The sequence below is a fragment of the Mesorhizobium sp. M0571 genome (assembly GCF_040320985.1).
Classification (GTDB): Bacteria; Pseudomonadota; Alphaproteobacteria; order Rhizobiales; family Rhizobiaceae; genus Mesorhizobium.
Window position 1 is genome coordinate 1 of sequence record NZ_JAMYQT010000005.1, and the last position, 22,526, is coordinate 22,526.

Annotated in this window: 22 protein-coding genes and 2 pseudogenes; 11 read left to right on the top strand and 13 right to left on the bottom strand. The window is 62.9% G+C overall.

Annotated elements, in window-relative coordinates:
• From NKI85_RS08055 to NKI85_RS08070, 4 genes and pseudogenes are all read right to left on the bottom strand, one after another.
• A pseudogene (locus tag NKI85_RS08055) lies at positions 1-183 on the bottom strand (IS5/IS1182 family transposase); the annotation flags it as partial.
• 65 nt (positions 184-248) lie between these two features.
• The gene (locus tag NKI85_RS08060) at positions 249-737 is read right to left on the bottom strand and encodes a nucleoside deaminase (protein ID WP_352531833.1); all 489 of its coding nucleotides are present in this window, start codon (positions 735-737) and stop codon (positions 249-251) included.
• A 172-nt stretch (positions 738-909) separates the two neighbouring features.
• Positions 910-1,767 (bottom strand): annotated as a pseudogene (locus NKI85_RS08065) (EamA family transporter).
• Positions 1,764-2,378: a nitroreductase family protein gene (locus NKI85_RS08070; protein WP_352776528.1), complete on the bottom strand. Its 615-nt coding sequence runs from the start codon at positions 2,376-2,378 to the stop codon at positions 1,764-1,766. The pseudogene NKI85_RS08065 and the gene NKI85_RS08070 overlap by 4 nt, the downstream one beginning before the upstream one ends.
• 110 nt (positions 2,379-2,488) lie before the next feature.
• Between NKI85_RS08070 and NKI85_RS08075 the strand changes: the two genes are divergently transcribed.
• Together NKI85_RS08075 and NKI85_RS08080 are read left to right on the top strand one after the other, a co-directional pair.
• Positions 2,489-3,490, top strand: a complete 1,002-nt coding sequence (locus NKI85_RS08075; protein WP_352531804.1) for a LysR family transcriptional regulator — start codon at positions 2,489-2,491, stop codon at positions 3,488-3,490.
• A 30-nt stretch (positions 3,491-3,520) separates the two neighbouring features.
• The gene (locus NKI85_RS08080) at positions 3,521-4,294 is read left to right on the top strand and encodes a FadR/GntR family transcriptional regulator (protein ID WP_352531806.1); all 774 of its coding nucleotides are present in this window, start codon (positions 3,521-3,523) and stop codon (positions 4,292-4,294) included.
• Positions 4,295-4,387: 93 nt separating this feature from the next.
• On the opposite strand, the gene NKI85_RS08085 is transcribed toward NKI85_RS08080, so the two are convergent.
• Positions 4,388-4,675, bottom strand: coding sequence for a DUF3175 domain-containing protein (locus NKI85_RS08085; RefSeq protein WP_352531808.1), 288 nt, complete (start codon positions 4,673-4,675; stop codon positions 4,388-4,390).
• A 235-nt stretch (positions 4,676-4,910) separates the two neighbouring features.
• Between NKI85_RS08085 and NKI85_RS08090 the strand changes: the two genes are divergently transcribed.
• The 7 genes from NKI85_RS08090 (at position 4,911) to NKI85_RS08120 (ending at position 12,843) form a co-directional block, all read left to right on the top strand.
• Positions 4,911-6,083: an MFS transporter gene (locus tag NKI85_RS08090; protein WP_352531834.1), complete on the top strand. Its 1,173-nt coding sequence runs from the start codon at positions 4,911-4,913 to the stop codon at positions 6,081-6,083.
• Positions 6,084-6,255: 172 nt separating this feature from the next.
• Positions 6,256-7,284, top strand: coding sequence for an HTH-type transcriptional regulator GntR (gntR, locus tag NKI85_RS08095; RefSeq protein WP_352531810.1), 1,029 nt, complete (start codon positions 6,256-6,258; stop codon positions 7,282-7,284).
• A 302-nt stretch (positions 7,285-7,586) separates the two neighbouring features.
• Complete coding sequence (locus NKI85_RS08100; RefSeq protein WP_352531812.1) at positions 7,587-8,711, top strand: sugar ABC transporter substrate-binding protein; 1,125 nt, start codon at positions 7,587-7,589, stop codon at positions 8,709-8,711.
• Positions 8,712-8,791: 80 nt separating this feature from the next.
• Positions 8,792-10,333 carry a sugar ABC transporter ATP-binding protein gene (locus NKI85_RS08105; RefSeq protein ID WP_352531814.1) on the top strand — a complete coding sequence of 514 codons (1,542 nt, stop codon included), beginning with the start codon at positions 8,792-8,794 and terminating at the stop codon, positions 10,331-10,333.
• Positions 10,330-11,310, top strand: coding sequence for an ABC transporter permease (locus NKI85_RS08110; protein ID WP_352531816.1), 981 nt, complete (start codon positions 10,330-10,332; stop codon positions 11,308-11,310). The genes NKI85_RS08105 and NKI85_RS08110 overlap by 4 nt, the downstream gene beginning before the upstream one ends.
• Complete coding sequence (locus tag NKI85_RS08115) at positions 11,307-12,293, top strand: ABC transporter permease (protein ID WP_352531818.1); 987 nt, start codon at positions 11,307-11,309, stop codon at positions 12,291-12,293. Before NKI85_RS08110 ends, NKI85_RS08115 begins: the two co-directional genes overlap by 4 nt.
• A gap of 70 nt (positions 12,294-12,363) precedes the next feature.
• On the top strand, positions 12,364-12,843 hold the full coding sequence (locus NKI85_RS08120; protein WP_352776660.1) for a gluconokinase: 480 nt from the start codon (positions 12,364-12,366) through the stop codon (positions 12,841-12,843).
• Here NKI85_RS08120 and NKI85_RS08125 read toward each other — a convergent pair.
• Together NKI85_RS08125 and NKI85_RS08130 are read right to left on the bottom strand one after the other, a co-directional pair.
• A complete protein-coding gene (locus tag NKI85_RS08125; RefSeq protein WP_352531822.1) occupies positions 12,840-13,289 on the bottom strand; it encodes an RrF2 family transcriptional regulator in 450 nt (149 codons plus the stop codon). The genes NKI85_RS08120 and NKI85_RS08125 overlap by 4 nt on opposite strands.
• A gap of 249 nt (positions 13,290-13,538) precedes the next feature.
• The gene (locus NKI85_RS08130) at positions 13,539-14,525 is read right to left on the bottom strand and encodes a sulfate ABC transporter substrate-binding protein (protein ID WP_352531824.1); all 987 of its coding nucleotides are present in this window, start codon (positions 14,523-14,525) and stop codon (positions 13,539-13,541) included.
• A 278-nt stretch (positions 14,526-14,803) separates the two neighbouring features.
• On the opposite strand from NKI85_RS08130, the gene NKI85_RS08135 reads away from it, so the two are divergent.
• Both NKI85_RS08135 and NKI85_RS08140 read left to right on the top strand, forming a co-directional pair.
• Positions 14,804-15,076 (top strand): antitoxin, encoded by a 273-nt coding sequence (locus NKI85_RS08135; RefSeq protein ID WP_352531826.1) that lies wholly within the window; start codon positions 14,804-14,806, stop codon positions 15,074-15,076.
• Positions 15,076-15,474, top strand: coding sequence for a type II toxin-antitoxin system VapC family toxin (locus tag NKI85_RS08140; protein WP_502895992.1), 399 nt, complete (start codon positions 15,076-15,078; stop codon positions 15,472-15,474). The genes NKI85_RS08135 and NKI85_RS08140 overlap by 1 nt, the downstream gene beginning before the upstream one ends.
• Before the next feature lie 14 nt (positions 15,475-15,488).
• Here NKI85_RS08140 and NKI85_RS08145 read toward each other — a convergent pair whose 3' ends face one another.
• The 6 genes from NKI85_RS08145 to pbpC all read right to left on the bottom strand — a co-directional run bounded on the left by NKI85_RS08145 (position 15,489) and on the right by pbpC (position 22,420).
• On the bottom strand, positions 15,489-16,529 hold the full coding sequence (locus NKI85_RS08145) for a sulfate/molybdate ABC transporter ATP-binding protein (RefSeq protein WP_352776529.1): 1,041 nt from the start codon (positions 16,527-16,529) through the stop codon (positions 15,489-15,491).
• A 68-nt stretch (positions 16,530-16,597) separates the two neighbouring features.
• Entirely contained in the window at positions 16,598-17,482 is an 885-nt protein-coding gene (gene cysW / locus NKI85_RS08150) for a sulfate ABC transporter permease subunit CysW (RefSeq protein ID WP_352529556.1), read from the bottom strand.
• On the bottom strand, positions 17,475-18,326 hold the full coding sequence (gene cysT / locus NKI85_RS08155) for a sulfate ABC transporter permease subunit CysT (RefSeq protein WP_023720880.1): 852 nt from the start codon (positions 18,324-18,326) through the stop codon (positions 17,475-17,477). Before cysT ends, cysW begins: the two co-directional genes overlap by 8 nt.
• Positions 18,327-18,345: 19 nt before the next feature.
• Positions 18,346-19,374: a sulfate ABC transporter substrate-binding protein gene (locus NKI85_RS08160; protein ID WP_352529558.1), complete on the bottom strand. Its 1,029-nt coding sequence runs from the start codon at positions 19,372-19,374 to the stop codon at positions 18,346-18,348.
• 223 nt (positions 19,375-19,597) lie between these two features.
• Positions 19,598-20,320: a M15 family metallopeptidase gene (locus NKI85_RS08165; protein WP_352529617.1), complete on the bottom strand. Its 723-nt coding sequence runs from the start codon at positions 20,318-20,320 to the stop codon at positions 19,598-19,600.
• An 18-nt stretch (positions 20,321-20,338) separates the two neighbouring features.
• Positions 20,339-22,420, bottom strand: coding sequence for a penicillin-binding protein 1C (gene pbpC, locus NKI85_RS08170; protein ID WP_352776530.1), 2,082 nt, complete (start codon positions 22,418-22,420; stop codon positions 20,339-20,341).
• Positions 22,421-22,526: the final 106 nt, after the last annotated feature.

A 22,526-nucleotide genomic window follows, 5' to 3' on the forward strand; every position in this document is an offset into this window, starting at 1 on the left:
CCGAGTGGCGATGCGGCGGAAATCCTTGAGGCGCCTGAACATGCGCTCGATGGCGTTGCGCTCGCGGTAGAGGAACGGTGAGAAGCAGTTTTTCCAGCGCCGGTTAGCCTTCGGCGGGATGTTCGGCATCGTCCCTCTGCCCTCGACCTTATGGCGGATGGCATTGGTGTCGTAGCCCTTGGGTCCGAACGCTAGGTCGTTGTCCACGTCAGCAGTCACCTCTTCCTCTGAATCAATGAGTCCTGACCCTACTTGTCTTTCCAGAATTCGGCCTGGAGTTGCGCCGCTTCATCGGCAAGCAGCGGGCCGACGACTTCAGTCGGACGCTGCCCAGCTTCGAAGACGATCCTGCAGGGCAGGTCGAGTGTGGGATTCTCGACGTGTGCGCCCGTCAACCCCTTGAGGTCATGTTCGCTCTGCCCAAAGACGACCCGTCCGATGCCCGCCCAATAGATTGTCCCGGAGCACATCGCGCAAGGTTCGGCCGAAGTGTAGAGTGTGCAAGAGGCCAGCTTTTCGAGACTGAAATTCATCCCCGCCCACGAGGCCAGCAGCCTTTCGGCATGAGCGGTGCGGTCGCCCCCTCCGGCTTTGTAACCGTTGGGCTGCTCGCGCAACACATTGCCGTCTTTGTCAGCGAGGAGCGAACCAAAGGGATGTTCGCCAGCATCGCGGGCCTTGCGCGCGACTTCGAACGCCTGACGGAGCAGGCGCTCATCATAAGGGCGTTGTGGCATCCAAATCCTCCGGCAGTGCCGCTTGATCATAGTGCCGAACAATCCGCCGACACAAGTCAACAACCTAAAGCGCGTCGCGTTCGACCGGCCTCATGCGACGCGCTTTAGGTTCTTGTTTTATGCATGTCGTTATCGCAAACCGCTGCACACTTTTGCGCGACATGCATTAGGCTCAGGACTCGTTGCGCTTGGGGCGTTGAGCCAGCCAGATGCTGCCGATGACGAAAACGACGCCGGCGATCTGAGGCAAGGTCAGCGTCTGATCCAGGAATACCCATCCAAGCAGCACGGCGGTCACCGGGCTGAGGAAAAGCAGCGATGACACCACTGCGGATTCCAGTCGCGCAATGCCCCGGAACCAGAGGACATAGGTCAGCGCCGCACCGATCAGCCCGAGCCACGCCAGTCCAAGCAGGTTGGCGCCGGTCGGGAGCGGGATGGAAGGCTCGAAAAGCAGAGCCACTGGAACGAGCAGCAGACCGCCGGCGGTCAGTTGTCATGCCGTGAAGGTAAGCAGCGATACTGGCGGTTGCCACTTACGGGCCAATACGCTTCCGAAGGCCATGGAGGCCGCCCCGGCGAGGCCGGCGGCAACGCCGACCGCATCGAGCGCCGCATTCGGGGTCAGCACCAGCAATGCGACACCTGCGATCCCGACAAGGGCGGCGACGATCGCCAACCGACGGACAGGGCTGTCAAGCAGGGCAGCGGCAAGGAAAATCACCATCAACGGCTGGACCGACAGCACGGTCGCGGCGACCCCGCCCGGAAGCCGGTAGGCGGCGACAAACAACATGCTCAGGAAGATCGAGATGTTGAGGGCTCCGAGCACGCAACTGCGTAGCCACCAGATGCCCGTTGGCAGTTGCCGGACGATCGCGAGCAGCAGCAATCCGGCGGGCAAGGCACGCAGCATTGCGACCGTCATCGGCGAAAAATTCGGCAGGAACTCGGTGGTGACGATATAGGTACTGCCCCATATTGCGGGTGCTGTCGCTGTAAGCAACAGATCGAAACGGCGCGTTGTCATAAGATCTCCAGAACTTCGGCAAGAGGGCGGCGAGGCTTTTGCGGCCAGTTTCCGGACGCGGCGCGGCCGACTGCGACGAGCATCACCGGCACTTCATTCGGCCCAAGGCCAAACTCGCGTGCCACGCCTTCGGCATCGAAGCCGGCCATCGGACCGGAGACGAGGCCCAGCGCTTCGGCCGCAAAAATCAGCGTTGCAGCGCCAAGCGCTGCCGAGCGCACGGCTTCATCACGGGCTGCCCGAGGATCGGCATATTGTTCGTGGGCGCCTTCCTGCCAGCCCGAAGCCATATCCGCCGGCATGAAGCCGGCTTCCACGAAAGGAAGCAGCCTTGCGGTAAGGGCAGCGTGGTCGGGCAGTACGCCGCATATGATGAAGGTGACGGCTGCCTCCTGCACCTTGGTCTGGCCATGGGCGAGGCTGCGCAACCGCGCCTTTGCTTCCGGCGTCCGCACGGCGATGAACCGCCAATTCTGAAGGTTGTAGGCGGTTGGCGCGCGCGTTGCGAGACGTGCCAGTTCCTCGACCTCGGTATCCGTCAATGCGTGCGAGGCATCGAACCGATTGGCCGACATGCGTCGCTCGATAAGGGAGATTGTGGGGTTGGTCATCATGTCATTCCGAACCTGAGTAAGCCGTTCGGGAAGCAGATATAGAATTTACCAACGAGGGATAATATGCAACAATTGAAAGACATTGTTTACTGAAAGAGAATAGTGCGATGGATCGCCTGACTGCGTTGCAGGTTTTCCGCCATGTTGCGGAACTGAACAGCTTTGCCGAAGCCGGACGGCGGCTCGGTCTCTCTCCCCCCGCCATCAGCAAGAACATCGCCGAGTTGGAGGCGCATCTGGCCGTGCGGCTCATCAACCGGACGACGCGGCGCATGGCCCTGACCGAAGAAGGCAGGATTTATCTGGAGCATGTCACGCATGGGCTCGATGCGCTGGCCAGGGCCGACCAGGTCCTCGGTCCGATCAAGACGGCGCCGAGCGGCACGTTGCGGGTCAGCGCGCCGATGACTGTCACGTTGACACGGCTTTCGGCTGCCATTCCCGAGTTTCTATCGCGCTATCCCGATTTGAAACTCGATCTGCACCTTGATGACAGGCGCGTCGATATCGTGCGGGAGGGATTTGACCTTGCCGTTCGCGGCAGCGACAATCTTGAGGATTCCAGCCTGGTCGCGAGAACGCTTGCGGTCATGCCGCATGTGCTTTGCGCAGCTCCGGTTTATTTTGAGCAGCATGGTCGGCCTAAAACGCCTTCCGACTTGAAGATGGCTAATTGCATCCGGTTCAGCCTTTCGGGGCATGCGGACATATGGGAGTTCCGCAAGGACGGCCGCACCGAGCGGATCGCCATCGACGGACGATATTCGGTCTCCTCAAGCCTTGCTGTGCGCGATGCGTTGCGCGCCGGCTTCGGCGTCAGTCTGATCCCCTATCCCTATGTCGAGAGCGACCTGAAAGCAGGCCGGCTGCAATCGGCTCTGGATGACTGGAACAAGGTCGAAACCACACTGTATGCGGTCTATCCGGCACGGCAACATCTTGCCCCGAAAATCCGCGTCTTCCTTGATTTCCTGATCGAGGAATTCAGTCGGAACAAAGAGAAGTCGTTCATACCTCTCCGGCCTGAACGCTCGGCAAAGCGCGGTGTCCGCAAGGGGACGGATGCGGAAATTCAAACTGAGACACTGCCGTCGATTTCATCTCCTTGACACGCCTCCAAATCCGGACTTTGTGGAGCTATGCGGGACGCGAAGCCGAATAAGGGAAAGACAGCGGCCGAGGCGTCTGCCGAGCGCACGAGCGGTATTCGCCGGGCCGATGCGGCGCGCATGCCGGGGTCGAGCGTGCACGCGTCGCTGGCCAACGAAATCGGGCTGAGAATCGTGCGCGGCGACTATCCGCCGGGAACCATCCTGCCCAACGAGGCCAAATGGTCCGAGACCTTCGACGTCAGCCGCTCGGCGGTCCGCGAAGCCATAAAAATGCTGATGGCGAAGAGCCTGCTGGCGTCACGCCCGAAGATCGGCAGCTGGGTCGAGCCGAAGGAACGCTGGAACCTGCTCGATCGCGACGTGCTGGCCTGGTATGCGACCTCGCCGGACCGCGAGGTGTTCCTCAGGACCGTGCAGGAATTCCGCCACATCATCGAGCCGGAGGCTAGCGCCTTTGCCGCGATGCGGCGCACCGACGAGCAGATGGCCGAGATCAGCCAGGCCTGCCGCGAGATGGGCGAGGCGACGAACCTGCAGGAGCGGACCCGTGCCGACACGCGTTTTCACCTCGCCATCCTGCGGGCCTCGGGCAACGATCTGCTGGTGCCGCTCGGTGTGCTGATCGAATCGGCATTCGATCATCTGTTCGCTTTTACGACGCGCGAACTGGACGATTTGCAGCATGCGCAGAGGCTGCATGAGGCGATCGAGAAGAGCATCCGCCTGCAGCGGCCGGACGCGGCGCGGAATGCGGTGCGCAAACTGTTGGCCAATACCGACAGCGTCATCAAATCGAGGTAAGTCGATCCGCTAGGACGGTTCATCGTTTCACGGAAACGCCGAACCGGTCTATCTTTTGTTTTGACGCAATTCCGGACGGAAAACCAAATTGCTCTAATCTTCTCTCGGGCGTCCGAAGAGGGCACGCAGTTCGTCCTTTGCGTCCTCCAACACTTTCTTCTGCGCCGCCGGCAGGTTCTTGCCGGCGCGGTTGATGTAGAAATTCAGCATCGACATGGCGGATTGAAACGGCCCCGCCTTGCGCCGATCGCTGTGCTCGGCCGATCGCTTCAACGAGGCAGCGATCTTCCTCGGATCGTGGGATTCGAAGATGTGCTCCTCGAGGTCCAGCGCGTCGCTGTGCTCGGTGACGTCGGCAGACCATTTCCGTTGCGCGGTCATGGCAAACTCCTTCCACAAGTTCGTTGCCGGGAAAACGCCTTATGGCGCACCCCTGTTCCACTCCGGCCTGAATCCCTGGAGCCACGGATTTGCCTGTCGTGGCGCTGCTCGGCGATGCGAATGCGCCGATAGTGGTCAGAACCGCCGATTTAAGAACTGCGGACAGGAAACGCTCTTGACCCCAATCGTCTCAAGCCAGGCAGGAAGTTCCGGCATCGACAGTGCTTATGCTTGGATGCGTCTCGGCATCTCGATGCTGCTGGCAACGATCGGCGGGGTCGGCATGTGGGCGGTGGTCGTGGTGCTGCCAGCCGTGCAGGCAGAATTCGGCGTCGATCGCGCCGCTGCCTCGATGCCATACACCGCGACCATGGTCGGCTTCGCCGCCGGCAATGTGCTGGTCGGCCGCGCCATCGACCGCATGGGATATTGGATCCCGGCGCTGATTGCCGCGATTGCGCTTGGCGCCGGTTTCCTGCTGGCGTCGCTGACCAGTTCAATCCTGCAGTTCACCCTCGTCCAAGGGCTGTTGATCGGCGTCGGCACGTCGGCGATCTTCGGGCCGCTGATTGCCGACATCTCGCACTGGTTCAACCGACGCCGCGGCGTCGCGGTGACGACAGCCGCGTCCGGCAACTATCTCGCCGGAGCGATCTGGCCGACGGCGATGCCCTATGTCATGCAGACCGAAGGCTGGCGCTTCACCTATGCCGCGATCGGCGTCGTTTGCCTTGCGGCCATGGTGCCGCTGATCCTGCTGCTCCGGCGCGGCGCACCGCCCCAGGCGGCTCCCGGATCGCCGGGCAGCCGCGTGGTCCAGCCGATCTCGCTGTCGCCGGCGGCCTTGCAGGCGCTGCTCATCGTCGCCGGGCTCGGCTGCTGCGTGGCGATGTCGATGCCGCAGGTGCATATCGTCGCCTACTGCATGGATCTCGGCTACGGCGTGGCGCATGGCGCCGATATGCTGTCGATCATGCTGGCGGCAGGCGTCGTCAGCCGGCTTGGCTCCGGCTTCCTTGCCGATCGCATTGGCGGGGTGAAAACCCTGCTGATCGGCTCGGTGCTGCAATGCCTGTCGCTGTTGTTCTACATCCCCTTCGACGGGCTTGCCTCGCTCTATGTCGTCTCGCTGGTTTTCGGCCTGTCGCAGGGCGGCATCGTGCCCTGTTATGCGATCATCGTGCGCGAATATATGCCTGCCAAAGAAGCCGGCCAGCGCGTCGGCATCGTCATGATGGCGACCATCTTCGGCATGGCTATCGGCGGCTGGATGTCGGGTTGGATCTACGATTTGACCGGTTCCTATGCCGCCGCATTCCTCAACGGCATTGCCTGGAACCTGCTGAACATTTTGGCCATGGTGCTGCTGCTGTGGAAGGCGCGGCGCAGCGCTGCTGTGATGGCCTGAAGCACGGCGGTACGGATACAGTCTCTCCGCCGTCGCTTGACAATAGCCGAAGGCTGCGCGACGCCAGACAAGGTGTGGCAACGGGCCAGGTTGGCATGGCAGCAGTGGCAAAGACGCTGAACATCGTTTCACGGTCGCGTCTGGGCGGTTGCCCGGCGTCGGGACCATTGCGGTGATCAAGCCGCGCTCACGCCGCGGCGGCGGCCGCCCGACCATCGCCGACGTCGCCCGCAAGGCCGGCGTCGGCGCCATTACCGTATCGCGCGCCTTGCGTGAGCCCGGGCGTGTGTCGGAAGATCTGCGCCGCCAGATCGAGTCCGCCGTGAATGAGCTCGGCTATGTGCCCGACCCAAATGCACGGGCGCTGGCTTCGGCGCGCGCCGAAGTGTTTGGCGTTCTGGTGCCGTCGCTTACCAACAACGTCTTTGCCGAAGTGGTGCGCGGCATCTACGACAGCCTGTCGGACGGCCCTTTCCGCATCCAGCTCGGCAATACCCACTATTCCGGCCTCGAGGAAGAGCGGCTGTTGCAGGTGTTTGGGCCGCAACGCCCTGCGGCGCTGATCGTGGCCGGCATCGACCAGACGCCGGCGTCGCGAAAACTGCTGGAAACGGCGGGCTGCCCGGTGGTGCAGGTGATGGAGACCGGGCCCGATCCGGTCGACTTGATGGTTGGTTTCTCGCATTTCGAGGGCGGCAAGGCGGCAGCGGAACATCTGATCGAGGCGGGCTATCGCCGGATCGGCTTCATCGGTGCGCGCATGGACCCGCGCTCGCAGCGACGTCTGGCCGGCTATCGCGCGGCGATGGACGCGGCCGGCCTGTTCGACGCGCGTCTCATCACGACAACGCCGGTGCCGTCCAGCGTCACGCTCGGGCGCGAATTGTTCCGCGACGCGCTGGCCAAGGTGCCGAGCCTGGACGGCGTATTCTGCAACAATGACGATATCGCGCTTGGCGTGTTGTTCGAATGCCATCGCGCTTCGATCGCCGTGCCGAAGACGGTCGGCATCGTCGGCTTCAACGATCTCGACATGATGGAGGTGGCCTTTCCGTCGGTCACCAGCGTTCGGACCTACCGTTACGAGATCGGCCGGCGGGCGGTCGCCATGGCGTTAGCGGCTATCGAAGGCAACAGGCCAGAGCAGCGGGTCGTCGACCTCGGCTTCGAACTCAAGCGACGTGAAAGCACGGCGCGCTGAGGCGAGCTTCAACGCAATGTAAATGGCGCTTTACACAACGTCATGGTAGCGCTACCAATTGTCAGCTGGCGGTACTTCGCTCCGAATATCGGAGGCTGTTTATTATATATAATCGACAGCTCATGCTTGTTTATTATGTATAATATGATAGTTTTTGCGGGATTAGCCGGGCAATAAAGGAGGAAATCGGGTCGGCATTCGGCCACCTGAACGCGCAACGGAAATGGCGGGAGGTGCCGGGCCGAGAACGCGCAAATTCATCGACGTAACAACAAACAAAACTGCAACTGGGAGGAATATCGATGATCAAGTCACTCGTTGGCGGTATCGTTGCCGCCACTGCTTTTGTCATGCTGAGCTCGTCGGCGATCGCCGATCCTGAAATCGTCAAGGGGCCGTCGGCCGAGCCTGAGTGCTTCGCGCCCTGGTCGGCCGACACGCAGTTCTTCAAGTTCCCCAAAAAAGACGGCCCGTACCGCATCGCTTTGGCCAACGGCTACATCGCCAACACCTGGCGCATCCAGATGGTGCAGACGGCGAAGGCCTATGCAGCGCAGCCGGAGGTCGCGGCCAAGCTCAAGGAATTCAAGGTGGTCTCGACCGGCGAAGACGTGCCGGCCCAGATCTCGGCAATCAACAATTTCATCGATTCCGGCTATGACGCGATTGTCGTCAATGCCCAGAACCCGACCGCATTCGGCCCTGTCATCAAGCGGGCCAAGGAAGCCGGCGTCGTGCTGGTCGCCTTCGACAACATTCTCGACACCAAGGATGCCATCAACGTCAATGTCGACCAGAAAGGCCTTGGCGAATTGTGGGGCAACTGGCTGGTCAAACACGTGCCGAACGGCGGCAAGGTCCTGGAAGTGCGCGGCGTGGCTGGCACCTCCGTCGACACCGACCGCCACACCGGCATCCATGAAGTTCTCGACGCGTCCGGCAAGAAATGGGACGTCACCGAAGTCGTCGGCAAGTGGGATGACGGCGTTGCGCAAAAGGCCTCGGCCGACGCTATTGCCACCAACGGGCCCTTCGACGGCGTTACCGGGCAGGGCGGCGATACCGGCATCGTGCAGGCGATGATCGATGCCAAGCATCCGTTCGTGCCGTTCGGCGGCGAGACGGAGAACGGCTTCCGCAAATTCTGCGCCAAGTTCGCCGCTGACGGCCTGAAATGCTCGTCGGCCGGTACCGGACCGGCTCAGGTGGCGGTTGCCATCAAGACGGCGATTGCAGCACTTGAGGGCCAGGTCGTGCCGCAAGCGATCAAGCTGCCGCTGGCTATCGTCGAGGATCCGAACTTCAAGGAAGGCCAGGACTACTTCCCCGATCAATCCGACAATTTCTTCGTCGGCAATTCCTTCCCGACCTGCGGCATCAATTTCACAGCGCAGGAAATCATGGGCCAGAGCAAAGAAAACCAGTAAACTCCAACAGCCCGACGCCGCGGGAAATCCTGCGGCGTCGGCGCTCGACATCCTGATCGCCAAGCGCCTTGGGAGGGCCGATGGACGGTGCGGTTTCGCTCTTCCGTATGGAAGGCATTTCCAAGCGCTACGGCGGCGTGCGGGCGCTGGAAAAGGCCGAGCTTTCGGTCACTCCCGGCAGCATCCACGCCATTCTCGGCGAGAACGGCGCCGGCAAATCGACGCTGATCAAGGTTATGGCGGGGGTCGTCGCGCCCGACGAGGGCAGCATGATGCTGGACGGAAGCGAGGTTACCTTCGCTTCGCCGGCCGCCGCCAATCAGGCCGGCATCGTCTGCATCTTCCAGGAACTGTCGCTCGTCCCGGAACTCAGCGTTGCCGACAACATCGTCATTTCCGATCCGCCCAAACGCTTCGGCATGATCGACCGCAAGGCACAGCGCCGCATTGCGGAGGAAGCTCTTGCTCGCGCCGGCGCCTCCGATATCCATCCGCTCGCGTTGGTCAAGGATCTTCCTCTTTCAAGAAGGCAGATGGTCGAGATCGCCAAGGCGCTGGCGCGCAAGCCGCGCATCCTGATCCTCGACGAGGCGACCTCGGCACTGACCGCGGCCGACGTCGCCAGGGTTTTCGCGGTGTTGAAGCGGCTGCGTTCGGAAGGGCTGGCGCTGCTCTACATTTCGCACCGCATGAACGAGATCGCTGAACTTGCCGACCAGTGCACGGTGTTCCGCAATGGCCGCAATGTCGCCAGCTACGCCGCCGGCACAAAAAGCGACAATGAGGTCGTCGAACTGATGATCGGGCGCGAATACAGCCACATCTTTCCGCCCAAGCCCGCGCGGGCGGCTGCTGCAGCCACGCCGGTTCTGGAGGCGCGCAGCCTGTCGTGGACGGATCGGCTGCACGATGTCTCGCTGTCGGTCGGGGCGGGCGAGGTGGTCGGCCTTGGCGGCCTCGACGGCCAGGGCCAGCGCGAATTGCTGCTCGCCTTCTTCGGTGTGCTGCGCGGCCTGTCAGGCCAGATCCTGATCGACGGCAGACCGGTGGCGATCGCCAGCCCGGCCGCCGCGCGCGATGACCGGATCGGCATGGCGCTGATCCCGGAGGACCGCAAGACCGAAGGGTTGATGCTGCCGATGACGGTGCGCGAAAACCTCTCCTTCGCCGCCCTCGACCGGCTGTCCAGGGCCGGCGTCATCGATCGCGCCGCCGAGCAGCGACTGATCGACGACATGGTCGGACTTCTGGCGATCAAGACGGCCGGACTCGACATTCCAGTCGGTGCGCTGTCCGGCGGCAATCAGCAGAAGGTCGTCATCGCCAAATGGCTGATGCGGCAGCCGCGCATCATCCTGCTCAACGACCCGACGCGCGGTATCGACGTCGGCACCAAGCAGGAGCTCTACCAGTTGATGCGCAAGCTTGCCGATCAAGGCGCAGCGATTCTGTTTTATTCGACCGACTATGACGAGCTGATCGGCTGCTGCGACCGCGTGCTGGTGCTCTATGACGGGGCGGTCAAGCGTGAACTGGTCGGCGCCGAAATCACCGAGCGGGCGCTGATTGCCAGCGCGCTCAACATTCACGAAGAGATGCCAAAGCAAGGAGCGGACGCGTGAAGGATTGGCGCTATTGGCTCGCCGAACAGCGCGGAACGCTGCTGGCGTTCGGCATCTTCGTTGTCATGTTCGTCATCTACACCTCGAACCATCCGGCAGGTTTCACCGCCAATGTCGTCCAGACGGCCTCGAACAAGGGTGTGCTGCTCGCTTTCGTCGCGATGGCGCAGACCCTGGTGGTGATCACCGCCGGCATCGACCTCTCGGTCGGCATGATCTTCACGCTGACCAATTGCCTGGCCTCATGGCTAGTCATCGGCACCGGCATCGAGACCGCCTTCGGCGTCCTCGCCGTGCTGGGCACCGGCTTGCTGTGCGGGGCAATCAACGGCGCCATCGTCATCTATGGACGCCTGCAGCCGATCGTCGCCACCATCGCCACCGGTGCGGTCTATTTCGGCATCGCGCTGCTGCTTCGGCCGTTTCCGGGCGGCTCGGTCAACGAGGGCCTCGCCGACGCGCTGACCGGGCGCCTGTTCGGCGTGGTGCCGGCGAGCCTGGTGGTGCTGCTGGCCGTTGTGCTAGTGGTCTGGGTGCCGTTCAGCCGGTCGGTGCTCGGCCGCGCCGCTTATGCAGCGGGATCGTCGGAGATGGCCGCATACATGTCCGGCGTGCCGATCCGGCGTGGAAAGTTCGCCGCCTATGCGCTTGCCGGGCTGCTTGCCGCGATCGGCGGGCTGTTCCTGACGTTCTTCACCTATACCGGCGATGCCGCCTATGCCAGCGGCAACGCCTATACGCTGTTTTCGATCGCCGCGGTCGTGCTCGGTGGCGTGTCGCTGTTCGGCGGCAAGGGCAGTGCCATCGGCGCGATCTTCGGTGCGCTCGCCTTCCGCACAATTGGTGACCTGCTGTTCGTATTCGATTTCGATCCGCTCTGGCAGCCACTGTTCCAGGGCGTCATCCTGCTGATCGCGGTCAGCCTCGGCGCCTTCGCCCTGTTTCGGGTCCGCAACCGGCTGGAGTGGTTCCTGTGAGCGAAACGACTGTAGGTGGTCTCGCTGGCCGCATGCCGAAATTCCTCCGCCGCGCCGACCCGGCGGTTCTGACGGCGTTCGCCTGCATCGTGCTGCTGCTGTTCCTCGGCAGCCTCTATTCGCGCAGCTTCCTGTCGCCTGAATATCTGCTGCAACAGCTCAAGGTGGCGTCGTTTCTCGGCGTCATCGCCACCGGCATGATGCTGGTCATCCTGCTCGGCCAGATCGACCTGTCGGTGCCCTGGTCGGTGGCCGTCGGCGCCATGATGGCTTGTGCCGCGGCCGCATACGGCCCTGTCGGCGTGGCGCTGGCCATCCCGTTCGGCATCTTCTGCGGGGTATTGATCGGCATCGTCAACGGCATCGGCGTCGCTTATCTGCGCATTCCCTCAATGATCATCACGCTCGCCACCAACGCCGTCGCGCAGGGGCTGATGGTGCTCTACACGGGCGGTTTCTCGCCGCAGGATTCCGCGACCCGGGCGATGCGCTATCTGGCGACAGGCTTTGCCATTCCGGGCGTGCCCAATGCCGTCATCATCTGGGCGCTGATCGGTGCCGCGATGGTCTTCGTGCTGACCCGCACCGGCTTCGGCCGCACCGTCTACGGCATCGGCAACCGCGAGCGTGCCGCCTATCTTTCCGGTATCGACACCCGGCGCGTGGTGATGATCGCCTTTGCGGTTTCGGGCGGGCTCTCCGCCTTCGGCGGCGTGCTTTTGGCCGGCTATGCCTCCAAGGCGGCGCAATCGATGGGCGATGCCTATCTGTTGCCGTCGATCGCCGCCGTGGTGCTCGGCGGCACCTCGATCCTCGGCGGGCGCGGTTCCTATCTCGGCACCGTCGCCGGCGTGATCCTGATCACGCTTTTGCAATCCATTCTCTCCGTCATGCAGATGCCGGAGGCGGGGCGGCAGATCATCTATGGCGTCGTCATCGTCGCCATGCTGCTGCTCTATGGCCGCGCGCCGGCAAGCCGCTGACCTGATGACCGGGAAAGACGTGGCTTATCCGCCGGCGAGCACTGGTCGAGCACCACCCGCCATGGTGGTTATGGGCGTCGCCGGCTGCGGCAAGTCGGTCGTCGGCGAAGCGCTGGCGGCGGCATTGGGCGCCCTCTTTATCGAAGGCGACAGGCTGCATCCGCCCGAAAACGTCGCGCGCATGGCACGTGGCGAGCCGCTTACCGATGCGCTACGCGAGGGCTGGCTCGATACGATCGGCCAGCGCATCGCCGCGTCGGTTGCAAGCGGGCAGGGCGTGGTCGCCGCCTGCTCGGCGCTGAAGCGCAGCTACCGCGATCGCCTGCGTGGCTTCTGCCCAAATATTGTTTTCGTCTATCTGGAGATCGACCCGGCAACGGCGATGCGGCGCGTCGGCAATCGCAAGGGCCATTTCATGCCGGCAAGTCTGGTCGACAGCCAGTTCGCGACGCTCGAACCGCCAGCGACGGACGAGGGGGCTTTGACCTTGGATGGCACGCGTCCGGTCGCCGACGTCGTCGCGACTGCCTTGAGCCTGTTCGCGCGCTAGATTTGCGACGTCAGCTCGACCGGGAAATCGTCATTGTCGGCGTCGCGCATGGCGGCAAGGCTGCGGTTGTCGAGCACCTCGGCGATCGCCTGACGCACCTCCAGCATCATGTGGCGGACCTGGCAGGTCGCCTCGTCGCAATCCTCGCAGCGCTGGTATTGCGTGCGGCTGGCGCAAGGGATCGGCGCCAGCGGCCCGTCGAGCACACGCACGACATGGCCGATCTTGATCTCGGAGGCTGGCCGGGCAAGGCGGTAACCGCCGTCCTTGCCCTTGCGGCTCTGGACGAAGCCGGCATTGCGCAACTCGCCCAGAATGGCATCCAGGAATTTCTTCGGGATGTTGTTGGCGACCGCAATATCGTTGACGAATGCGAGCTGGCCGACCGGCAGGCCGGACAGATGCACGAGGGCCTTGAGGCCGTATTTGCCTTTTTTTGTAAGCATGCCCGAGTCAACCCATTAAGCCCCAACCACCCGCATCTGGCGGCTGTTTGTGTGCAAATAATGACGGTTTGGCCGTGCGATGCCGTTCACCCAGACAGGCCGCCTGACGACATATTGCGCGCACACGCGTTGATTCTTCGTAACGTTTTGGCAGGCAGGCGTCCGGAACGCGCGGAAACTGCAATTTCGGCGGGCAAACGAAGAAAGCCGGCAAAGCCGGCTTTCAATCAGTTCGCGAGGTTGCAGACGTCAGCGGCTACCGTAAGTCTGGTCGAGCAGCCCGCCCGCGGCAAAATGCTCGGCCTGGACCTTGGCCCAGCCGCCGAAGACGTCCTCCACCGTCAGCAGGCGGACATCGGGAAACTCAGCCTTGTATTTGGCGGCGACCGCCGCGTCGCGAGCCCGCAGGCCGTTGCGGGCCGCGATGTCCTGGCCCTCCGGGGTATAGAGGAAGTCGAGATAGGTCTTGGCGAGATCGCGTGTGCCGTGCTCGTCGGCGACCGTGTCGACGATCGCCACCGGAAATTCGGCCAGCAGGCTGACCGAAGGCGTCACCTGCTCGAATTTGTCCTCGCCATACTCCTTGCGGATGCCGCGCGTTTCCGACTCGAAGGTGATCAGCACGTCGCCGATCTCGCGCTGCACGAAGGTGGTGGTCGCAGCGCGTCCGCCGGTGTCGAAGATCGGCACGTTATTGAACAGCTTGGTGACGAACTCCTTCACCTTGGTGTCGTCGCCCTTGAAGGCCTCCTTGGCGTAAGCGGTGGCCGCGAGATAGGTGTAACGCGCATTGCCCGATGTTTTCGGATTGGGGAAGATCACCTGGACGTCGTCGCGCACGAGGTCGTTCCAATCCTTGATGTGCTTCGGATTGCCGGCGCGCACCAGGAAGGACGGCAGCGAATAGAAAGGCGAGGCGTTGTCGGGAAAGTCCTTCTGCCAGTCGGCGGAGATGAGGCCCTTCTTGACCAGGAAGTCGATGTCGATGATCTGGTTGAAGGTAACGACGTCGGCGCCGAGGCCTTCGGCGATGGCACGCGCCTGCGCCGAGGTTCCAGCATGCGACTGATCGATGGTCACGCCGGGGTGCCCGGCGACGAACGCCTTGTTGACCTGCGCAAACAGTTCGCGGCCGACATCGTAAGAGGCGTTCAGCAATCTGTCGGCCGACCAGGCTTGGGAGGATGCGAGGAACAGGCCGGTCAACGTGGCGACGCCGAGCAAAAATCGTTTCATAAAAACAGGGCTCCCATGCGGTAATTGCCGGACCATAGCGGCAAGGCATCGTGCGCGACGAGGCACGCAGAGCGGCCCCTCGACGTTATCGCGAGAAAAAGTAGTCCCGTTGTGGGCGATTTCTAGTTTTTCTTTCAAGAAGGGCCTTCCGGGCAGCTTGGAAGGGGTGCCGGTGCCGTCCGCGTGCACGATGGCTCCCGGCCGGCCAACGGTGGCAAGACGATTGCATCGCGGCGCTGCCTGGCATATACAAATGGTATATACAAGGAGCCATCGCCATGCCCCAACACCGCCATTCAACAACCCCGCCGAAAGAGGCGAAGCTGTTTCGTAACAATCGCAGCCAGGCGGTGCGCATTCCTGTCGAGTTCGAACTTCCCGGCGAAAGGGTCTTGATCAGCCGTGAAGGCGACCGCCTGATCATCGAGCCGGTTCGCAAACCTGGCCTCACGGCGCTGCTCGCGCAATGGGCGAAAGAGGCGCCGCCCGGTCCCGAGGAGGACTTTCCCGAGGTCGACGATATGCCTGTCAAATCCGAGGAATTTTTTTGATGCGGTTCATGCTGGATACGAACATTATCAGCGACATGATCCGAAACCCGGCCGGAAAAGCCGCCAGCGCCGTGCAGCGCGTGGGAGACGCCGCCGTGTGTACCAGCATCGTGGTGGCCTCGGAACTGCGATATGGCTGCGTCAGGAAAGGATCGGCCAAGTTGCTGAAGAAGGTCGAGGAATTGCTGGCCGAGATTCCTGTCTTGCCGCTCGATATGCCGATGGATACCGAGTACGGCGCGATTCGTGCAGAGCTGGAAGGCCGGGGCCAGACCATCGGCCAAAACGACCTTTTTATCGCTGCGCACGCCTGTGCACTGGGAACTACCCTGGTGACCGCCAATACCGGCGAGTTCAACCGGATCAAAGGCCTGAAGGTCGAGAACTGGCTGGTGTAGCGTCTGATAGAGGATCAAGCAGCCGGAAAAAGTTTCCAGCGCCGCGGCCTGAACGCCACGCGACTTTTCTGCGCCGCCGGATGGTCGACGGGCAATTCGATCTCGACCCGCTGACGTTCGCCGCCGATTTCGAGCTCGACCCGCCTGGTGCCGGCGACGCGGCGGCTGGCGGCGACCGTGCCAGCGATGCAGCCGTTGCATTCTTCCACCAGATCGACGTCGTGCGGGCGGAAGTACAGTGTCGCTTCGCCTTGCGGTGCATGCGGCGCGGAGAGCCCGATCGGGCGGTCGGCGATCCAGACCTGGCCGTCCTCGACCTTGACCGGGATCGAGCTCGATTCGCCGATGAAGCCGTAGACGAAGGGAGAGTTCGGCGTGTCGTAGATCTCGTCGGCGGTGCCGACCTGTTCGATGCGCCCCTGGCTCATCACCACGACACGGTCGGCAAGCTCCAGCGCCTCTTCCTGGTCATGGGTGACGAAGACCGTGGTGTGGCCGGTGGCGTCGTGGATGTCGCGCAGCCAGCGGCGCAGTTCGCGGCGCACCTGGGCATCGAGCGCGCCGAACGGCTCGTCGAGCAAAAGCACGGCCGGTTCGATGGCCATGGCGCGGGCAAGCGCCACGCGCTGGCGCTGGCCGCCCGAAAGCTGCGCCGGATAGCGCTTTTCGAGGCCGGAAAGCTGGACGAGATTCAACAGTTCCGAGGCGCGGCGGCGGATTTCCTTCGCCGATGGACGGGATGGCCCGTGTCGGACCTTGAGGCCGAAACCGATATTGTCGGCGACCGTCATATGGCGAAACAGCGCGTAATGCTGAAAGACGAAGCCGACATTGCGCTCCTGGATCGACTTTTGCGACGCATCCTCCTCGCCGAAGAATATCTTTCCCTTCGTCGGCCGCTCCAGCCCGGCGATCAGCCTGAGCAATGTCGTCTTGCCGGAGCCGGAAGGTCCGAGCAACGCGATCAGCTCGCCGGACTTGATGTCGAGCGATACGTCTTGGAGCGCCGGAAACCGGTCGAACTCCTTGCGCACGTTGGCAACGCGAACTTCCATTAACCGTCCCTTTTTGTCGAGGTATGTCGTTATCCCAAAACCGCTACGCACTTTTGGGCGACATGCATTCAGTGTCCGCGCGTCGCGGCGATCTCGGCGCCGTAGCGCATTTCGAGAAGTGTTTTCAAGACCAGCGTGACGAGCGCCAGGCCGGCAAGCAGCGAAGCGACGGCAAAGGCGGCGGCGGCATTGTACTCGTTATAGAGGATTTCGACATGCAGCGGCATGGTGTTGGTCAGCCCGCGTATGTGGCCCGACACCACCGAGACCGCGCCGAACTCACCCATCGCGCGGGCATTGCACAACAGAACGCCGTAGAGCAATCCCCATTTGACGTTGGGCAACGTCACGTACCAGAACGCCTGCCAGCCATTGGCGCCGAGCGAGAGCGCTGCTTCCTCGTCGCCATTGCCCTGTTCCTGCATCAGGGGGATTAGTTCGCGCGCGACAAAGGGGAAGGTGACGAAGACGGTGGCCAGCACGATGCCCGGCACGGCAAACAGGATGACGATGCCATGCGCCTTCAGCCAGGCGCCGAGCAGGCCTTGCGCGCCGAACAGAAGTACATAGACCAGGCCGGAAATGACCGGGGAGACGGAAAACGGCAGGTCGATCAGCGTGGTCAGGAACGCCTTGCCCTTGAACTCGAACTTGGCGATCGCCCAGGCGGCGGAGATGCCGAAAATCACATTGAGCGGCACCGAGATCGCCGCGACCAGAAGCGTCAGGCGGATCGCCGAGCGGCTGTCGGCTTCGCCCAGCGCCTGCGTGTAGGCGCTGATGCCCTTGGCGAAAGCTTCCTTGAAAACGATGATCAGCGGCAAGAGCAGGAAGATGGCGAGGAACGCAAACGTTACCGCCATCAGCACGGCTTGCGCCGGGCGGCTTTCGGTTACCGCCGCCGAGCGGCTTTCGTGGTGCGGCGCGTAGGATTTGATCTCCGGGTCAGCCATAGCGCTTGCGGCTCCAGGTCTGCACCAGGTTGATGACCAGCAGCATCACGAAGGACAGCGCCAGCATGATCGCCGCGATTGCGGTCGCCGCGGCGTAATTATATTCCTCGAGCCGGATGACGATCAGAAGCGGTGCGATCTCGGATTTGTAGGGCAGGTTGCCGGCGATGAAGATAACCGAGCCGTACTCGCCGACGCCGCGCGCGAAAGCCAGCGCGAAACCGGTGACGATAGCCGGCGCCAGTCCGGGAAGCAGAACACGGCTGATGATCTGGAAGCGATTGGCGCCGAGCGTGGCGGCCACTTCCTCTACTTCTTTGTCGATTTCCTCCATGATCGGCTGCACAGTGCGCACGACGAAGGGCAGGCCGATGAAGATCAGCGCGATGACGATGCCGAGCGGCGTATAGGCGACCTTGATGCCGAGCGGCGTCAGCAGGCTTCCGATCCAGCCATTCGGTGCGTAAAGCGTGGTCAAAGCGATGCCGGCAACCGCCGTCGGCAGCGCAAAGGGCAGGTCGACCATGGCATCGACGATGCGGCGGCCGGGAAAGCTGTAGCGCACCAGCACCCAGGCGACGATCGTGCCGAAGACGACGTTGACGGCGGCCGCAATGAAGGCCGTGCCGAAGCTGATTTCAAGAGCGTTGATGGTGCGGCGGTCGGTGACGATCGCCCAGAAGTCGGTCCAGCCGAGCGCCGCCGAGCGCCAGATCAGCCCGGACAGGGGAATGAGGATGATGAGGGTGAGGTAGGCAAGCGAGAAGCCGAGCGTCAATCCGAAACCCGGAATGACGCTCGGCTGTCTGAACCGCCACCCCGCCTTGGCGGGTGCTGTGGTCATGTCGTCCTGATCTAAATTGCTACTGGGCCGGCTTATAGATCTGGTCGAATATACCACCGTCGCCGAAATGATAAGGCTGTGCCTTCTTCCAGCCGCCAAAAAGCGGGTCGTCGATGGTGATCAGCTTGATCTCAGGCTGCTTGGCCAGGTCCTCCGCCGGCACCAGGTCGGGCTTCGAAGGACGATAATGGTTCTTGGCGATGATCGTCTGGCCTTCCTTGGAATAGAGATAGCTCAGATAGGCTTCGGCAATTTTGCGCGTGCCTTTGGCGTCGACATTGGCGTCGACCACGGCGACCGGCGGCTCCGCCAGGATCGAGGTCGGCGGGTAGACGATATCGAAATTGTCGGCGCCAAACTCGTCGAGCGCCAGATAGGCCTCGTTTTCCCAGGCGAGCAGCACGTCGCCCAGGCCCTTTTGCGCGAAGGTCACGGTGGCGCCGCGCGCACCGGTGTCGAGAACCGGGACATGCGCATAGAGATTGCCAACGAATTCCTTGGTCTTGGCCTCGTCGCCGCCATCCTTGGCGCTGGCATAGGCCCAGGCGGCAAGATAGTTCCAGCGCGCCCCGCCGGAGGTCTTCGGATTGGGCGTGATCACCTGGACATCGTCCTTGACCAGATCGCCCCAATCATGAATGCCCTTGGGGTTTCCCTTGCGGACGAGGAAGATGATCGTCGAGGTGTAGGGCGCCGAATTGTTTTCGAATTTCGTCCGCCAGTCGGGATTGATCTTCTTCGTTTTCGAGACAATGGCGTTGATGTCGCCTTCGAGCGCCAGCGTCACCACGTCGGCGTCGAGCCCGTCGATCACGGCGCGCGCCTGGGCGCCGGATCCGCCATGCGACTGCTGGACGGTGACAGTCTCGCCTGTCTCGGCCTTCCAGTGGGCGACAAAGGCCTCATCGAATTGCTTGTAGAGCTCACGCGTCGGGTCATAGGACACGTTGAGAATGGTGGTGTCGGCAAACGCGAAACCGAGCGTGCCGAACTGGACAGACGTGGCGACCAGTGCGCCGAGCAGTTTCCTGAAATGAGGTTTGATCATTTCCGCCTCCGTTGAACTCGCGCCAATCTACCGAATTGATAGAATTTAGATGCATTCAATGTTGCCTTTTTTGGCCTATTGAAGCAATTTTTCGCCTACTTTCGGCGATACGAGGAACTATTTTCCCCGCGCAGGATCCATGGTCGCGCTCCCGACGCGATTATCTAGAAACGGCTAGCTCTTCGGCAATGGCCGAATCGCGTCCGAACGAGGTTTCGGCGGACTATTCGTCGGTAACGGGAAAGTTGAAGCGCTCTCTGGGAAACGGCTCGTCTTCCAGCGTGAAGTGCCACCATTCGCGCGCGTAATTCTTGAAGCCGCCGGCGTGCATCGCCTCGACAAGTTTTTTGCGGTTAGCCGCCGCTTCACTGGCAATCGGTCGGTGAGCCGTTTCGCTCACCGGATCGAAGCAGTCGAAACCAGTGCCGAAATCGAGCGTATCGGCATCGGTCGCGCCGCAGGCCGGTTTCGGAGCGCTCTTGCGGTTGGCTCGCGCGATCGCGACATCGACCGTCGATCCGCGCGAATGGGTGGACAGTTCGCCGATATAGCCCTTGGCGATGAGATCCTTGCGCTTGACCTTTGGGTACCATTGCGGGTCCGGTGGTCCGCCCGTTTTTGTCCATTCGCCCGTGTCGGAGACAGCCCGCGCAGGGCGGTAGCAGTCGAACACGACCAGCGTCAGTCCTTCGGCAGCAATCGCTTTCTGCACTCCCGAAAGCGCTTGCGCCGCTTGCCTGGTGAGGACGCATACCGGCGCATCGTAACCGCTTACCTTGCGATGCAGGAAGTTTTCGAAGCCGGCATAGCGGATATCCTGCCGGATACTGGGATCGATGTCGGCCAGCCGAACAAAGCCGGCTGGGAGGTCAGCGGCGAAAGCGGGGGAAATACCGGCGGCCGAAAGCAAGGCGTAAAACCCAATCCCCTGAATCACCTGCCGTATTCTATTCAAGGGAAACTTTCACTCGACGAAAACCTTTACGCTGGCCGCGCGTCCCGCCGCGTCGATCACGGTCAGGGTGGAATAGCCGGCGCCGTCCGGCTGCCAGGTCGCGGTGCGCCGCCGGTCGATGCCGACCAGCGGCTTACCGTTGGCCAGCCAGCGGAACGGTGCACGGCCGCCTTGCAGCTTGAGCACCAGCGGCGTGGCGGCGGCCGAGGAAGTGCCGAGATCGACGCGGGCGCCGTCAGGCGGAAAGATGATGGTCGGCGCAGGTTCGGTCGGCGTCGCCTGTACCAGTCCATCGGCGCCGGCGCCGAAGCGCGTCAGCGTCACGGGCAATTCTTCGCGCTTTGGCCGCCGGACGCCGGCCGGTTGGGTTGGCAGCGGCATGGCGGCCAGGCCGGAACGGACAAAGCCTTCGAACAGGATGGGCGCGGCCGAGACATAGCCGGACAGCCCGGGCACCGCGCCGGCATCGGGGCGGCCGACCCAGACGCCGAGCACGTAGCGGCCGTCGAAGCCGACCGACCAGGCGTCGCGATAGCCGTAGGAGGTGCCGGTCTTGTAGGCGATGCCGCGCTGGGCAGCACCCTGGGGCGGCTTGACGCCCGACAGGATGTCGGTGATCTGCCAGGTCGCCTGATCGTCGAGGATGGTGGTGGTCGAGCGTTCGGCATTTGCCGACTCGGTGCCGTCATGCAGCGTGTGTGCCTTGCCGCCATTGGCGAGCCCGGTATAGAGCTGAACCAGGTCGCGCAGCGTCACCCCGACGCCGCCGAGGCCGATCGCCAGGCCAGGCGCTTCGTTGACGGGCAGCACAGGGTTTACGCCGGCCTGCCGGAAGCGCGCCATCAGCCGGGCCGGGCCGACCGCATCGAGCACGCGGATCGCCGGCACGTTGAGCGACAATTGCAGCGCCTGCCTGATGCTGACATCGCCCTGATAGCCCATGTCGAAGTTCTTCGGCCGGTAACCGGAGAAATCGGCTGGGCTGTCCTCGATCAGCGTCTCCTGCGCCACCAGGCCTTGTTCGAAGGCGAGGCCATAGATGAACGGCTTCAGCGTCGAGCCAGGCGAACGAACGATTTTGGTCATATCGATCCAGCCCGAACGGCTGGCATCGAAGAAATCGGCAGAGCCGACCTCGCCAAGAATATCGCCGGTGCCGGCATCGGCCAGCACCATGGCCACCGAGAGGCGAGGGCCGAGCCTGGCGGCGGCATCCTTGGCCACCTGCTCCAGCCCTTCCTGGACGCTCTTGCGGATCGTCAGTTGCAGCTGCTGGCCGGGAATGGCCTTGGGCAGCATCGTATAGGCCGCGTGGGCGGCGAGCGCCGGCAAGGTCCGCCGCAGCCCCGACACATCGTCGAGCGCGGCTCTCGCGGCCTCGCGTTCGCCGAGCAGGCCAGCCGAGACCATGCGGGTCAGCACCCGGTCGCGGGCGGCATGGGCGATCTCGAGATTGCGATCGGGGCGCCGCTTCTCCGGCAATTGCGGCAAGGCGACGAGCAGAGCCGCCTCCGAGACCGTCAGCCGCTTCGGCTCCTTGCCGAAATAGGCAAGCGAAGCGGCACGCACGCCTTCGAGATTGCCGCCATAGGGCGCCAGCGTCAGATAGCGTTCGAGGATCTCGCGCTTCGACAACCGTCGTTCGATCTGAACGGCGCGCAGCATCTGCTTGATCTTCGAGCCGAGGCTGCGGCTGTCGCGCGGTTCGCTAAGCCGGGCGAGCTGCATCGACAGCGTCGAACCACCGGAGACGATGTGGCCACTGGTCGCGAACTGGCCGGCGGCACGCGCCAGTGCCAGCACGTCGACACCCTGATGATCCCAGAAGCGCTTGTCCTCATAGGTGACCAACATGTCGACGAACTGCTTGTCGACCTGGTCCAGGTTGGTGGCAAGCCGCCAATAGCCGTCCGGCGTGGCGAAGGCCCGCAGCAGCTGGCCGTCACGGTCCTGCACCTCGGTCGAGACCGTCAGCGCGGGTGGGAGCGGCGGCGGAAACGCGCGGTCGAGCTGCCAGAGGGTGGCGGCTGAAAGGGTCAACACGGCGGCGCACCCTGCGGCTCCAATAGCGAATTTGCGAAGCATCTTCATAGCTGGAAAGAGGCCCCCTCATCCGGCCGCTTCGCGGCCACCTTCTCCCCATTGGGGAGAAGAGACTGGCGCCGGCGCTGGCCGTCTTCTCTCCCCTCGAGGAGAG